Origin of the sequence: Heyndrickxia sp. FSL K6-6286 (assembly GCF_038630395.1) — a bacterium.
Lineage (GTDB): Bacteria > Bacillota > Bacilli > Bacillales > Bacillaceae_C > Heyndrickxia > Heyndrickxia oleronia.
On sequence record NZ_CP152029.1, the window covers coordinates 4,563,843 to 4,579,546 of the forward strand.

Below are 15,704 nucleotides of genomic sequence, written 5' to 3' on the forward strand. Positions count from 1 at the left end.
TCAATATTCCCTTCTCTTAAAATTCATCATCTTCATTGAGCTTATCTAATTCTATGTTGCAGTATTGAATTGAGCTTTTTGCATTTTCCAATGCTCTCTTTATTAAGGCTTTTGTATCTTTCTCTATCACGCTCATAGTTACCAGTTCAATTACTAATGGCAAATTTAATCCTGCAACTAAGTGGATATTTTTATTATTTAATAGATTCATAAATTCATTATTGACGCTTCCACCAAAAATATCTGTCACGACCACTAATTCATCTTCTGCCGCAATGCGATTAACAACTGCTGATATTTGATCTTTAATATCCTCCTTTTCATTTATGTAAGCATTAATGGTCCAAACATTATCATGCTTGCCTGTTATTAGTTCTAATGAATTTAGAATTCCATCAGCAAATGTTCCATGGGATGCGAATACAAAGTATCTCATCGATGCCTCACCTCCTTGTTCGAATCCTCTTATCTTATAGAAATGCAAGAAGCATGCCAAAATAGTGGCACGCCTCGACAAAATGTTTCAAATAATATTAAAATTCACTACTATCAGTAGGTTCAGCAATTAAGTAATCGTAAATATAACCAATCTCTGCTATATTGATTTTGACATTATAAATATTTTCAATGACACTAAATGCCTCTTTAATAGAATATATCATTTCTTTTTGACACTGTTCGAATTCCTCAATATTTGTATAAGTTTCAATCGGTGCCTGCCGAATCAGTCTCTCAACCAAACAGCTCATATGTACATACAAAGCTAATTTTTTATCATTAGTAAGACGCTTATTTAATTGTACTTCTAATTGATGAAGAAACGCTTCGACATGCGTTAGAATTTTCTCAGTATCTAATATAGTAATCGACTCAATTACACGTTCAAGAGAAAAATTTCTAATTAAATTATTATTTATCACTTGAATACAATCTTCATTCAAAAAGGGTTTAAATATCTTCCTTAATTTTGCCTCTCCTTGACCAGAAATTAAATCTTCTAAGGAGATATAGTCTACTAAAGGAAGTCCAGGATCGGCTGTTCCGACAATTGACAGTACCTGATACATTTGGAAAATAGCTTCTGATGTACCATGTTCCTTTAATCGATTATAATCATGAGCAAGTACCTTAATATCTAATTCTTCTGGAATGCTAGCCTCAAGAAGCTTTTGAATTTGAATAGCTGTTCCCATTCCTGTTAAGCATGTAGTTACAATAACCTTTTCCTTATTTACTTCCGGATAAATGATACTATATTCAGTTTTACTTGCATCCTGAAGCCTTTCAATCATTTCTTCTATATATAAATTCTTGCCTAACATATCTCCAAGGAATAAGGCCATTTGTGTAGACACATTATTAATAATTGCAACTGGTCCATTTACCTCTTTTTTAAATTGTGAATAGATATCCTTTAATGAACCCATATCTACTAAAAGAATTAGCCCTTTTGATACATCATTCGACTCAATGTAATTTAGGACTCTAGAAGCAATCTCTCCAACTGAAACATCAATAGGCATATCAAACGCTTCAAAGACATTTTTATGAAGTAAACGATTAGCTACATTCGCAATACTGCTAGCAGTAGCATAGCCATGTGCTAAAATTACTGCCTTTACTTTATTATTCGTACGCTCTATCGTCATACTTCGTAAATAAAAGGTTAAAAATATTTCATCCATCTTATACAACTTCACATCAAGCTTGCTTTCCAGCAAATGAACAAATTGTTTTGCTAGTTGTTGTTCCATTTTGCAATTCTCATCAACAAAGCTTGTCAGGTCAGTGATTATTACTTCCTGTTTATCAGTCCAGTGTATTTCAGTATTTCCTTTATAGTAAAGAAAATGTGCCATTGCATAAACACTATTCCCATTAAATTTGACATTATATGCATTTTCTAGATAACGGATAATTTCTTGAACATTCACAGTTGTTATTTCCATCATCACACTCGTATTTTCTTTAGAAGTATCGAAAATAAGCTTGTCGAAAAGAGCTAGAATTTCGCTGAATACTTGCTGTTCAAAAACAGTCATATCTTGCTGCTTTATTTGACTGCGGTCATAAGAGTCTAAAATATTATCATATGTTTTTTTTATCTGCTGGAACCTAGATAAACTCGATTCGTACAGTTGATCTAATGTTGAAGTCGGGAAAATTAAAATATCATTATTTTGCCTATATTTCTGATCAGCAAATCGAATCGTATCCTCTAAAATAATATCAGGTAGATCATGTAACTTGATAGATATTTCTTCCTTCTCTCTATTTTTCATATAGGATGAAGCAGTAATATATTTAATTGTATTTTTAAAGTCTCCAATATTCCCTGAATAATGATGCTTTATTATTACATCTAGCGCCCTGCTTGATATACGTAATGGTAAACTAAATTTCCTTGATTCATTAATGAGAAACATATAAGCCAATTGCTTTTTTTCTTTCTCACTTCTATCATTCAGACTTGGAATAATGACACGAATAGGAATTCTTCGTAAGAATGTACTTAGAAAGCTTTTTTCTAAATTTTCCGTGGTTGCAAAAATAAAACGTACTTTTGCTTGATGAGATCCTTCGTTCTCACCCATTCTCCGAAACACACCTTGATCAAGAAAGCTAAACAACTTTTCTTGTCCTTCTTCATTTAATCGATGCACTTCATCTAGAAATAAGATTCCTCCATCTGCAGCATCTAACAAGCCTGCTTTCATAGAATCGGCCCCTGTAAAGGCACCTTTGACATATCCAAATAAACTACTTGATAATAATTCAGGATTATTAGCATATTGAGCACAATTAAAGCTAATAAATGGAGCATCTTCAGCTAGAATTCCTTTTTCAATACTGTAGCGATATATCAAATTCGCAATATAGCTTTTCCCTACACCTGTTGGACCACTAATCATGATCGGTAAGCCACCATCTGGATAGAAAATTGATGTTTTAATTTGTTCAATCGCTTTATATAAGCTGTCCTTCGAACCAATTAATTCATCAAATAAGTCTGGACATGGATAAATTTCCGTCTCAAGTTGACTCTCCTTTAATTCTTGTAAGCTGTCATAGATAGACTTATTTACTGTAAAAAAAGTTTGTTCAAAAACAAACTTACTCAAAAAATAAACTGGTCTTGTATTAATCTTAATCACTTTATCCTCCTGGACTAATTGATTAAGATAATGACTGACAGTATTCCGTTTAACATTGAATAATTCTGATAGTTTTGACGCAGTAAATGATGTTGACGGATTGTCCCATTCAAAATCCTTTGTCTCCCTATTTAAAAATGAAAGTAAATCATCTTTTAACATTTTTGTTCCACCTCATTTGTGCGAAAGACAATTTGATTTATTTGAAATCATTAGAAAATAAATTCGTTTTCATTTTACCTTATTTCCCTTAAATATCAACACACCTTGCTTATCATTAAACGGATTCATCCTAACATGCCGTAGACAACAAAAGGGAGCACCTATAGGCGACTCCCTTTTTCATTCAAATTTACAAGACCAACTAATTTCCAGCATCAACTTAGAATTGATCATGCATCATGTATAGTATTCTCTTCCATCCAATATGCTTCTCTTATATTAATTTGTTGACGTAGTTTTCTAACAACCTCAATAGTAATATGGGCCTTTTCATACATTTTCTGGACCTCATCTCTCTCCGCTTGAAACGCCTTATCCTGTAGCTCTCTTTCCATTCTTGCATATTTTTTAGAGGCATCAGCATTTTTTACTAATTGTAATTTTGTCAAAAGCTCATTATACTCGCCAATAATAATATATGTAATATTTCTGTTTTCCGGTGTCATTCCTTCTTTTAATACCTTAATGGCTACCTCCGCCATTTTCATCTTTAGCTGAAGCATCATTGTATATCTTTCCCTGCGTTTTTTTCGTCTTTCTTTCTTCTTTGGAAGGAATAGCTGGAATAGTTGAAGGATACTTCTTTTAATTAAACTCCACATCACCAGTACTCGAAATTTAATGTGATTCGTAATAGCGATTTCCATTCTTTGAATATATTCTTGAGATAAATAAGCAACCGTTCGGTCGATTTGTTTTTCTCTTACTAATTTTTCAATATAATTTGATTCTGCTTCAAGAGCCTTCATCCGAATAGACTTATCCAATTTTCTCGCTTGAAAGGAATCCTCTTCATTATTTGTGTATTTTAATTGATTAATTTTACTATTATAAATGGAGATAATGGAAAAAGCTGCAGAACGATTTTCGTCATTCATCACTTCTCTTATTGCACGAATAGCAGCTATTTTTGATCGAATTAACGCGACCTTTTCCATCGCTTCTCTTTCAGCTTCCCTTTTTCCTATTTCAGACTTAGCCATGACTGGTAAAAAAATACTAGCTATGATTAGCGTGACTAAAATAACCCCAGCCGCAATAAAAATAATTAATGAGCGTTCTGGAAAAGGACTTCCATCATTTAAAAAATAGGGAATAGAAAACGAACCAGCCAGTGTAACTGCTCCCCTTACACCAGATATTGTAGTAATACCTATTTGATTAAGATCAATCTTTCTAATTTTCCTTTTTTTTAGCTTCCATCCTACCCATGAGGAAAAATAAATCCAGATAAATCGAAGTAAAAGCAGTGCTGCAGTGATAATCAAAATGTATTTAATAACAATGATATTATTAAATAACGGATCTTTAAAAATTTCATTCCCGACACTAGGAATTTGTAATCCAAGCAGTACAAAAACAAGTCCATTTAATATGTATAGAATCACTGTCCACGTACTATTGGAAACAATCTGCAACTCGACCGTCGGAGACTTTTCTCGATCCTTTTCAATCGCATGTACAATACCAGCAGCAACAACAGCTAAAATACCGGAAAGATGAAAATGCTCTGTTATTAAGTAAATAATAAAGGGTGTGAGGATTTGGATTAACATGTGAATGGTTACATCCTCCATACCAAAGCGTCGAATTAACACTCTAAAACGAATGATAATGATGGCAAGAAGTGCTCCTCCAACGAAACCTCCTATAGCAATCACTAAAAAGCTCACACTTGCATTTACTAATGAAAAAACTCCTGTTACTGTCGCAGCAACGGCAAAATTGAATGCTACTAAACCAGATGCATCATTCATTAGTCCTTCTCCTTCTAGAACATGCATGACCGTTTTAGGCATGCGTACTCTACTGGACATTGCACTTACTGCTACCACATCTGTAGGGGATAGAATAGCAGCTAAAGCAAAAGCAGCTGGGAGAGGAATAGAAGGGATCATCCAATGAATTAAAAATCCAATAGCAAAGACTGTAACAAAAACAAGTCCTAATGCCAGCAATAAAATTTGTGTACGTAAGCGCCAAAGGGCTTTTCTTGATACATGTCTGCCATCATTAAATAAAAGTGGTGCGATAAATAGGACTAAAAATAACTCCGTTTCCATTGGTACATGAATTCCGAATGGAAGAATGGCTACCAAAATACCCAGAGCTATCTGAATAAGAGGAACAGGAATAAACGGGATCAAGTGATTAACAATATTAGAGAGACCAATAATAGCTAAAAGTGAGAGAACAATTAAAAACATTTCCATTCATTCTTATTCTCCTTTTTTACCAGTTAGCGTTAGAAAATATTCATTGAAATATGCGTCAAAAAATGAAACTTTTTTTACCTCGAGGGGCAGCACATTAGAACTGAAATAAGTAGAAAAGACCAAGCTTTTGAAGCCATCAAAAAAAGACCCAATACGAGCCTTTTTCACTTATCTATGTAATTTTATGATATTTCTCTTTTTCTTTTTTTGGACGAAGAAACTAAAGAAGACCGATAATAACCTGGTGATATCTCACCCGCTTTAATATTTGTTTTGGAGAATACATCATCTAAATTAAATAATTCATACTCCCTGGAGAGATTCAACACTATCTCTGCACATGCTTGTGCATCACTTAATGCATGATGGTGATTTATAATATCAATTTCAAAATGGTCACAGACAGATTTAAGGGAATAACTCCCTATTCCCTCAATTAATCTCCTTGATAATTGATAGCTACAAAGCAATTTACTTGGAACCGGCATTAAATTATAACGAGCTAAGCTATCTCTTAATACATAGCCATCAAAAGCTAAATTATGAGCAATAATTAATCGATTCTCTAAATGATGCTGTATCGATTGATAAAAAGTATTAAATGTTGGAGCTCCTTCTACATCCGTCGGCTGTATTCCATGAACAGATATATTCATTGGATCAAAGGGTTCCTCTGGATCTATTAATGAATAAATCGAATCCACTATTTTATCATTTTCCACAAACACCATACCAACCGAACACACACTATATCGATTTCGATTGGCTGTTTCAAAATCAATAGCTATAAAATCCTTCATTTAGACTCTCCTCTTCAACATTCGTTATAATTACCTCCATTATAACAAAGCATGACCATTTTATTTAAATATGTGATTCATTCTTTGAATACTAAATTATCCCAAAATGATTTTCGTCTTTTATTAACTATTGACAAATATTGCTTGTGAATATATATTATATATGAATATATATTCATATATAAAAATTAAATGCTTTAGTACATTTTTTATGTCTTTAATCGCTTTTTTATCACATATTAAAATAATGAGGAGGTTGTTTTATGGGACATCACCATCATTCAGGCGATCATCACGGACATCATCATGGTCATAGTCATTTTGCGGAAACAAGAGAAGGGAATAAAAAAGGATTAATTATCGCTCTTACGATTACAGCTGGGATCATGTTATTAGAATTTTTCGGCGGTCTTGTCACAAATAGTTTGGCTCTCTTATCTGATGCTGGTCATATGTTAAGTGACACCAGCTCTTTAATATTAAGCCTATTCGCTATTTGGTTCGCTCAAAGACCAGCTTCCCGTAATAAAACGTATGGATTTTATCGTTTTGAAATATTAGCTGCTTTATTTAATGGATTAACCTTATTTATCATTTCTGGCATTATTGTTTGGGAAGCCTATGGGCGATTTTTCGAACTACCTACAGTAGCTAGTGGTTCTATGATGGTTATTGCAGCAATTGGACTAATTGCAAACTTAATAAGTGCATGGTCTCTTATAAGAAAAAGCGACATAAAAAATAATGTCAACTTACGAAGTGCCTATTTACACATATTAGGAGATGCTTTAGGTTCGGTCGGTGCTATTATTGCTGGTGCCTTAATGCTTTTATTTGATTGGTATATCGCTGACCCTATTATTTCCGTGATTGTCGCTCTATTGATTTTAAAAAGTGCATGGGGTGTAATGAAACAATCCATACACATCCTAATGGAGGGTACCCCTATTACTATTGATCAAAGTGAAATCGAATCCTATTTAAAACAAATTAATGGGGTAATCAATGTACATGATCTTCATATTTGGACAATTACATCTGGATTAGATTCTTTAAGCTGCCACCTTCTTGTTGAAGAACATGCCGATACTCAAGAAATTCTTCAACGGGCAATAGATTTAATAAAAGATAAATTTCAAATTGAACATACAACAATACAAATAGAAACGAAATCTTTAAACCATAGTGATTTAAAAATTTAATAAACAAAAAAAGTCGCAAAAGAAAATTGAGTTTCTTAGCGACTTTTTTTGTAGGAGTTATTTATTTAATTGTTCATATTGCTTTAGAACTTCATTCGTAATGTCACTGTCCTCAGCTAACCCGCTTACTTCCTTCAATACATGAGATACACCATGAGCACTTATCATTTCTTGCAATTTCACTGCTTCTTCATCTTCTTTATAATCGAACAGTAAAGCAGAAGCAATAGCTTTTGCAAGGTTTGTGTAAGAAAGTCCGGCTTTATGCGCCTCTGTAGCTGGGCGGACAAGCCTATCATTTGGTCCTAGCTTACGGATCGGTGAGCGGCCAACTCTTGTAACGGCATCATTTAAATAGGCATTTTTAAATCGTTGAATAATTTTATTGATATATTGTTCATGTTCATCAGGATTTAATCCATACTGTTTAATCAGATAAGCACCCGTTTCGCCAAGAGTCTCTTTGACTTGCTTCACAATAGCTTCGTCAGTCAAAGTTTGGTCGATTGTTGTTTTATTTTCAAGATACCCTAAGTAAGCAATAACAGCATGTCCTGTATTAACGGTAAATAATTTCCTTTCAATAAATGGGGCTAAATCAGAGACAATTTTCATCCCTTCAACTGGTGGAATGCTTTCTGTTGTTTCCACTACCCATTCGTAATAAGGTTCAACAAGCACATCAAGTGATCCTTGGTTATTTTGAATAGGAACAATGCGGTCAACAGCTGAATTAAAGAAATAAATTTTATTCGATAAATGCGCCTTTGTCTCTGCGTCTAAATGCTCTTCTATGTAGCCCTTTAATAAATCTGTTGCAGAAATTTGGTTTTCACAGGCAATAACATATAATTTTTCATCTGTTGTCTTGACTCTTTCTATTAATCCTTTTGCGATTAATGGTGCGATACGTGGAAGAATGGTAGGCCCTATGGCAGTCGTTAAATATGTTGCATCTTTTATGGCCTCTACAACTTCCGTCTCTTGCTTTAAATTATTTAATCCAGATACATTACTAATAGTCACAGTTTCTTTTTGATCCGTCGCTAATTTTACATTGTATTGTTTGTCCTTATTTAATTGGTCAATAATTTGATCTGCTATATCGACAAAAGTAACATGATAGCCAGATTGTGAAAATAGTGCTCCAATAAACCCTCTACCAATATTTCCTGCGCCAAAATGTACAACTTGTTTCAATTATCTCATTCCTTTATCAAATTAGTAAATAAATAGTCTGAAAAAATGGATTCCATTTTTTTACGAATTACTGCTTCATCAGCTGATGAAAACATCATGATAGCATCATTATTTTCGATTAAACTAGTACTTAATAGGCTTATAATTTCCTGTTCTCTAGAACTTAATTCTTCTGGAGCCAACATCAGTAGAAGACTTTTCATCTGCATGTTTTGCCCATCCATTCCCATTACCGAACAAGGCTCATTCAAATGAGCAATTTGAAAAATTAATTGATGTACATACCGATTTCGACAATGAAATAATCCCATTCCTGTTGCTGGAATTCCTAGACCTCCTTTTCTTTCTCGATCGATTAAGGAGTCCATAACATTTTCGACATTGGTTAATAGCTTTTCCTTCCTAGCCTTCTCTAACATCCCTTGCATAATTTGTTTATAATCATTAGTATCTTTCACGCGATACACTCGGAAATGCTGAAGGATGGCTTCTATACCTGATTGTATATCTTTCATTTCCTTCAATACTTCCATTAGAGAAGGACGTAATTTTTTGGAGGAGGAATTTTCTTGAGTTCCACTATATAATTTATTTTTTGTTAGATTTTCAATATTTTTTTGTAAAAACCCTCTAATAACAGCTATATCCTCTGTACTTAAAAGTGGATTTACTAAGATATATTCTTTATTTAAGAATGGAAGACGAACAGTTGAAAGAATGACATCATATTGTTGTAGATTCCTTTGCAACTGAACATCTTTAATTGATTTAATATCAACCGAATCAATCTCTAAAAATTCCTTCTTTAATCTACTTGCAAGCATTTTTGATGTACCAATTCCTGTAGGACAAACTACAAGTGCTTTAATTGCAATCTCCTCTTCCCTCAGGACTAGGGCAGAGCCAAAGTGGAGAACAATGAAGGCAATCTCATCATCTGGAAATTCCTCAATCTCTTTAAATTCCTTTTCCACACTATTTTTTACAGCCAGAAAAAGCACCGGATATTTCCTTTTGATTTCCTCAGTTAAAGGATTAAACAACTTCAAACCTTGTTTCAAACGAAATAACGATGGTTCCATATGGGCTAATAATCCTTGATATAATGAAAAATCATTTGTTAAGTCAATATGTAATTGGGACGAGACATATTGGATCACGTTTTTAATCATTTGCCCCAATACCACACTATCGTATGGAATATTAACTGCCTCCTGTAGCTTAGAACCTTTTAAAATGGTAGTCAGAAAGTCCAAATCACCTTCATTAAACCTAACAGAAAATCGCTTTTCTAAGTCGCTACATATTTTCATAATCAAACGATATTCATCAGAATCATCTCTTGAAATTATTTCATTCTCAATAAGAAAACCATCCGTAACTCTTTGCATCGTAATGTAAATTTGAATAACAAGGCCTATGTAGTCACTATCTGCCAAACGAGATTGTCGACTGTTCACTTCATTATTTACCAAATGATCGATATCTAATAAACGATTAGGTTGAAAAAAATAAAGGATTTGATTTTGATTTTGATTTGATTGTCCCTTTTCTAGTAAAAATAGACTCTCAATAAGCTCTTCATTAAAATAAAGCAAAAAATAACTAGCCAAAGCTTTTCGTTTATTTTTTTCTGTACCCTTTAATTCAACACCCACACCTCTTTTTCGGTTGATAACTAAATTAAAATTCCTTAGCCATTCTGTTAATTCGTCTAAGTATCCAGTTAAAGTAGTAATACTGACACCAAGTTCATTTGCTAAAACTTGTATTTTGAATGACTCACTTTCCTGTAATAAGTTCAAAAAAAGTAAGAGCTTTTTTTCTTGTGGTGGTTGATCTACCGGCTGACTTCCTGTTAAATGTTGAATTAAACGAAAAATTTGTTCATTTTTCCCCTCGATCATTAATCCATCCTTTGTATTTCGGATTAATTGAAGATGAAATTGATGGAGAATCTTTTCAATTGTTTTCAAATCTCTCTGAATCGTACGGACACTTACATTTAAAAAAGTGGCTATGGAAAAAGCCGTATGTTTCCCAGATGTTTTAATAATAAGCTCGATGATTGCTTTTTCCCTTGAAGTAATAAACATAGCTACCATCTCTTTTCTATTATTATTACAAGAGAAAATACAGAAATAGAAAAGTGGTATAAAACACTTTTCTATTCCTAGTTCTAATAATGAAGTGATCGGTACATTTTCAACAAAAAATTATTCTTTATTATTTAATATATCGATAATTTCTTTTGCAGATTTTGCCTCGACCATTTTTTCTATATTAACCATTTCAGAGCATGTAACGGCAATGCCAGATAATATTTCTAGGTGTGTGCCATCTTTCCCAGCAATACCAAAAATCAAACGGACATTATTTCCATCAAAGTCTACACCATTTGGAACTTGTATAACAGTAAACCCAGATTTTAATACATCCTTTTTCGCTTCTTCCGTACCATGTGGAATCGCTACATCATTCCCCATGAATGTTGAAGTCAATTGATCACGTGCAATCATTGCTTCAATATAGCTTTCTTTTACATATCCTGCATTATATAAAGCACGACCAGCAAACCGGATTGCTTCTTCCTTATTGACAAAGGATTGATTTAAAAATACATTTTCTTCCAAAAGCAAGTCATTATCTGTATTTTCATTATCCTCTGGACCAGGTACTGCTTCTTCTGCATCCTCAACGATTTCTTGTAGATTGTCTTTTCCATCACCTTTTAATCGCTCAATTAATTGGTCATATTCGGGACTAGATAAGAAATTATCAACCGATACATGGAATGCCTGTGGAAGCTTATTTTGCGCTCGTGGAGTCAATTCTTCCTGTGTCACAACAATTTGTGCATCCGATGGTAAATTACTAATTGCTGTGTTTGTTACAGAAATATCTAGACCAGCTTCATTCACCTTTTTGCGCAATAATGATGCACCCATTGCACTTGATCCCATTCCTGCATCACAAGCAAATACGATTTTTTGAACATTTTCAGGAAATTCTCCTGGTTGAGAAGCAAATACATCAGCAACTGAGCTTTTCTTACCTTTCATTTCCTCCATTTTTCTTGCTGCATCTTCAATATTTTCTTCTGTTTGCTTACCTGTTTTTAAAATAAGTGCAGATAAAAGAAATGAAACAACACCGGCAACAAGAACCCCAGCAAAGTTAGCAATATATGAACCAGCTGTGTGTGGTGTAACAGCAGCAATTGCTAAAATACTTCCTGGGGAAGCAGGAGCAAATAATCCACCGCCCAATAGAACTAATGTGAATACCCCACTTACTCCTCCAATAATAACAGCGAAGAATAGCATAGGTTTCATTAAGATATATGGGAAATAAATTTCATGAATCCCACCGAAGAATTGAATAATAGCTGCTCCTGGAGCAGATCTCTTTGCCGTACCTTTTCCAAAAATACAATACGCAAGCAATACACCAATACCAGGACCAGGATTCGCTTCTAAAAGGAATAAAACCGATTTTCCTGCATCCTTTACTTGCTCCACGCCTATTGGAGATAGAACACCATGATTAATGGCATTATTTAAGAATAAGACCTTTGCAGGTTCAATAATAATACTTGTTAGTGGCAACAGCCCTGTTCCAACTAACCAATCAACACCATCTACTAATAAACCAGTTAATCCTTTAACGGCAGGACCAATGGCTAAAAATGCTAATATAGCTAAAATTCCACCTAAAATCCCCGCGGAGAAATTATTTACAAGCATTTCAAAACCAGCTTTGACCTTCCCTTCGATTAACTTATCGAATTTTTTGATGACATAGCCGCCTAATGGGCCCATAATCATTGCACCTAAGAACATCGGTATATCTGTTCCAACAATGACACCCATCGTTGCAATAGCACCTACTACCGCTCCACGTTGATCATGTACAAGCTTACCACCGGTATAAGCAATTAATAACGGAAGTAAATATGTGACCATTGGATCAACCATTTTGGCAAGGCTTTCATTTGGGAAGAAACCAGTAGGAATAAACAATGCCGTAATCAATCCCCACGCAATGAAAGCAGAAATATTTGGCATAACCATAGAACTAAGAAAGTTACCAAACTTCTGTACAGCTACTTTTATATTTGATTGAGCCATTTCGCTCTCTTCCTTTCATTAGATTTTACACTATCCATGTTAAATCACAGAAAACCTTCATTCAATGATGAAGAAAGCTAACTTTGTCGCAATTGAATTGACAAAGGTATTGTTTCACATTGGATGAGGAATTATCCAAGGTACAACAGTGGTTATACCAGGAGGACTTCATTCATTTATTTCGACTCTTTTCTCAAACATTATTGCTATTTAAGTTAAGTACTCACGATAACGATGGGTGAATCGTTTTTAAGAACGGATATAATGCCCACTTTTCTTCAAAAGGCACCTTCATATTCCTATGTTCTTAACCGATATAAAGAAGAGGGATTAGTAAAATACTGGATGAAATGTATTTTACCTCTCAAAAGTATTACATTCAGCTAGAATATCATTTTTAATAGTAAAAATAACTAAAGAAAGGAGGGAAAATGGAACTTTTAGCAAAGCAGTACTAGATGGTTTGCTAATGTGAAAATCCCATGATTATTAATCATAATATTGCTGCAATGAATGCGTATCGAATGTATAATCGAGCAATTACAGCTCAGAGTCGAGCAATGGAAAGATTATCTTCGGGATTAAGGATTAATCGAGCAGCGGACGACCCTGCTGGATTAGCGATTTCTGAAAAAATGCGCGCACAAATTAGGGGGTTAAATCAAGCTTCCCGAAATGCTCAGGATGCGATCTCTCTTATTCAGACTGGAGAAGGCGCTCTTAATGAAACACATTCGATTCTGCAAAGAATGCGTGAACTTTCAGTGCAGGCTGCTAATGACACACTTAGTGATGCAGATCGTAATGCGATTCAAGAAGAAATTGACCAGCTTACTGAAGAAATCACACGGATTGGTAACGACACTGAATTTAACACAATGAAATTATTGGATGGCTCAAAGAGTTCATATACGATCCAAATTGGCGCAAATGCAGGACAAACGATGGTCATTGAAATATCAGATATGCGTGCTGAAGAGTTGGGATTAACTGACAGTGGGAATGGTGAGAAAGGTTATACAGCAAAAGGAACTCTTGATATGTCCTCGCATGAATCAGCTTCATCAGCAATAGATAAGATTGATCAGGCAATGAAGACTGTATCGTCTCAACGTTCCAAACTTGGAGCTTACAGCAATCGTCTTGAACATACAATCAATAATTTAGAAAACACTGCAGAAAACCTAACAGCAGCAGAATCAAGGATTCGCGATGCTGATCTTGCAAAGGAAATGATGGAGTATACGAAACAATCCATCCTTGCACAAGTTGCGATGGTCATGATGGCTCAAGCCAATCAACAGCAAAGTATGATTTTACAATTACTAAAGGTGAACTAGAATAAAATTTACCACAAATAAACGAGAGAGCTATTCTCTCGTTTATTTTCAACTGACTTTCACTAAATGTTGATTCTCACAAGCCCCTTAACCTTTTACCCACTTCTGCGCTAGTTTTATATTCTATAAAAAATACTCAAATGCCGGTTATTTTTAACTTTATTTTTCCATATTCATCCCCATTTTAATAACCGCTATTAACGATACTTTACTTTCTATTCAAGGGTATACTCCAAGCATCTTATATCTCTATTTTTCTTGATTTTCCTTTATATTCCTCCTACTACTATAAATTTAATAAAAAATGGTCTCAACGATTTTTACGATTGAGACCAACTTGTTTTATCTATTTAATTTTCTACTACCCCTATACCCGGTGAGTCAGATAATTGAATATCCGCACCATTATACTTTAAGACATCTGGTTCTTCTGAAAGCCAAAGTGGTGCATCAAGATCAAAATACTTTACGTTTGGATGGGCGGCTGCAAAGTGTGCGGCAGCGCCTACCGAAAACGCCGGTTCCATCATACTGCCGATCATACATTCTACACCATTCGTTTCAGCAATACTTGCAATAGTCCACGCTTGGGATATTCCTCCACATTTCATTAGTTTTATATTTAATAGATCAATATATCTACCAGTAATGAGTTTCATTGTATCCTTCGCTGAGAAGAGACTTTCATCGGCCATTATTGGAACGCCAACTCGCTCAGTGACAAATTTTAATCCTTCTAGATCGTAACTAACAACTGGTTGTTCAATAAACTCTATATTAAACTCTCTTTTTTCCATTTCATTGATTAACCAAACTGCCTGTTTCGGTTTCCATCCTTGATTTGCATCAAGCCGAAGCTTCGTTGTTTCATCTACAACCTCTTGAATCGCTTCGATCCGATCAATATCCAGCTCTGGATTTGCCCCAACCTTTACTTTTAAAATCTGAAATCCATCTTTGACACTTTTTATGGCATCAGAAGCCATTTTCTCTGGCGTATCAACGCCAATCGTCATACAAGTATGTAGGGGCTTTTTATCTCCGAGAAAGGCATGCAGCGGGAGATTTAATAGTTTGCAATAAGCATCATGCAAAGCAATATCTGCGGCTGCCTTCGCGCTAGGATTTCCTACACAACAACTTTGTACCCTTTGAAGTGCTGTTTGAAAAAGTGTAATATCCAAACCGATAAGAGCATTTTTTATTGGACCTATTAACGCTGCTTCCATTCCCTCTGATGAATCCCCAGTAATGACAAATGTAGGTGCCGCTGCTCCTTTTCCAATAACTCCATTTTCAAGTATGAGAGATACCTCAATGCTCTCTATTTCTGTAGCAATTCTTAAAGCTGTTTTAAATGGCATATGTAAGGGCAATTTTCTACTGTTAACTTGTAGATCCTGAATAATCACTATGATCGCTTCCTTTCAATTTCCCAT

10 protein-coding genes are annotated in these 15,704 nt (G+C 34.4%); 2 read left to right on the forward strand and 8 right to left on the reverse strand.

From position 1 onward, the window contains the following. Positions 1 to 16 precede the first annotated feature (16 nt). From MHI39_RS23035 to MHI39_RS23050, 4 genes are all read right to left on the reverse strand, one after another. Positions 17 to 436 (reverse strand): PTS sugar transporter subunit IIA, encoded by a 420-nt coding sequence (locus MHI39_RS23035; protein ID WP_058003212.1) that lies wholly within the window; start codon positions 434 to 436, stop codon positions 17 to 19. Between the two features lie 97 nt (positions 437 to 533). Continuing rightward, a complete protein-coding gene (locus MHI39_RS23040) occupies positions 534 to 3,317 on the reverse strand; it encodes a sigma 54-interacting transcriptional regulator (protein ID WP_342540298.1) in 2,784 nt (927 codons plus the stop codon). Positions 3,318 to 3,547: 230 nt separating this feature from the next. Next, the gene (locus tag MHI39_RS23045) at positions 3,548 to 5,590 is read right to left on the reverse strand and encodes a Na+/H+ antiporter (RefSeq protein ID WP_278891322.1); all 2,043 of its coding nucleotides are present in this window, start codon (positions 5,588 to 5,590) and stop codon (positions 3,548 to 3,550) included. A gap of 185 nt (positions 5,591 to 5,775) precedes the next feature. After that, entirely contained in the window at positions 5,776 to 6,393 is a 618-nt protein-coding gene (locus tag MHI39_RS23050) for a 3'-5' exonuclease (RefSeq protein ID WP_058003215.1), read from the reverse strand. 263 nt (positions 6,394 to 6,656) lie between these two features. On the opposite strand from MHI39_RS23050, the gene MHI39_RS23055 reads away from it, so the two are divergent. Beyond that, positions 6,657 to 7,595, forward strand: a complete 939-nt coding sequence (locus tag MHI39_RS23055) for a cation diffusion facilitator family transporter (protein WP_342540299.1) — start codon at positions 6,657 to 6,659, stop codon at positions 7,593 to 7,595. Between the two features lie 57 nt (positions 7,596 to 7,652). Here MHI39_RS23055 and MHI39_RS23060 read toward each other — a convergent pair whose 3' ends face one another. From MHI39_RS23060 to MHI39_RS23070, 3 genes are all read right to left on the reverse strand, one after another. After that, on the reverse strand, positions 7,653 to 8,795 hold the full coding sequence (locus MHI39_RS23060) for a mannitol-1-phosphate 5-dehydrogenase (RefSeq protein ID WP_259548152.1): 1,143 nt from the start codon (positions 8,793 to 8,795) through the stop codon (positions 7,653 to 7,655). 5 nt (positions 8,796 to 8,800) lie between these two features. After that, entirely contained in the window at positions 8,801 to 10,891 is a 2,091-nt protein-coding gene (locus MHI39_RS23065) for a BglG family transcription antiterminator (protein WP_342540300.1), read from the reverse strand. 120 nt (positions 10,892 to 11,011) lie between these two features. Next, the gene (locus tag MHI39_RS23070) at positions 11,012 to 12,925 is read right to left on the reverse strand and encodes a PTS mannitol transporter subunit IICBA (RefSeq protein ID WP_342540301.1); all 1,914 of its coding nucleotides are present in this window, start codon (positions 12,923 to 12,925) and stop codon (positions 11,012 to 11,014) included. A gap of 482 nt (positions 12,926 to 13,407) precedes the next feature. Between MHI39_RS23070 and MHI39_RS23075 the strand changes: the two genes are divergently transcribed. Beyond that, on the forward strand, positions 13,408 to 14,265 hold the full coding sequence (locus MHI39_RS23075; protein ID WP_058003220.1) for a flagellin: 858 nt from the start codon (positions 13,408 to 13,410) through the stop codon (positions 14,263 to 14,265). 350 nt (positions 14,266 to 14,615) lie between these two features. On the opposite strand, the gene MHI39_RS23080 is transcribed toward MHI39_RS23075, so the two are convergent. Beyond that, positions 14,616 to 15,677 (reverse strand): dipeptide epimerase, encoded by a 1,062-nt coding sequence (locus MHI39_RS23080; protein ID WP_342540302.1) that lies wholly within the window; start codon positions 15,675 to 15,677, stop codon positions 14,616 to 14,618. Positions 15,678 to 15,704: the final 27 nt, after the last annotated feature.

What these genes read in the sequence shown, in the direction of transcription:
- MHI39_RS23045 (WP_278891322.1), bottom strand. Translation starts at nt 5,590, where the DNA reads ATGGAAATGTTTTTAATTGTTCTCTCACTTTTAGCTATTATTGGTCTC.
- MHI39_RS23035 (WP_058003212.1), bottom strand. Translation starts at nt 436, where the DNA reads ATGAGATACTTTGTATTCGCATCCCATGGAACATTTGCTGATGGAATT.
- MHI39_RS23070 (WP_342540301.1), bottom strand. Translation starts at nt 12,925, where the DNA reads ATGGCTCAATCAAATATAAAAGTAGCTGTACAGAAGTTTGGTAACTTT.
- MHI39_RS23065 (WP_342540300.1), bottom strand. Translation starts at nt 10,891, where the DNA reads ATGTTTATTACTTCAAGGGAAAAAGCAATCATCGAGCTTATTATTAAA.
- MHI39_RS23050 (WP_058003215.1), bottom strand. Translation starts at nt 6,393, where the DNA reads ATGAAGGATTTTATAGCTATTGATTTTGAAACAGCCAATCGAAATCGA.
- MHI39_RS23040 (WP_342540298.1), bottom strand. Translation starts at nt 3,317, where the DNA reads ATGTTAAAAGATGATTTACTTTCATTTTTAAATAGGGAGACAAAGGAT.
- MHI39_RS23075 (WP_058003220.1), top strand. Translation starts at nt 13,408, where the DNA reads ATGATTATTAATCATAATATTGCTGCAATGAATGCGTATCGAATGTAT.
- MHI39_RS23055 (WP_342540299.1), top strand. Translation starts at nt 6,657, where the DNA reads ATGGGACATCACCATCATTCAGGCGATCATCACGGACATCATCATGGT.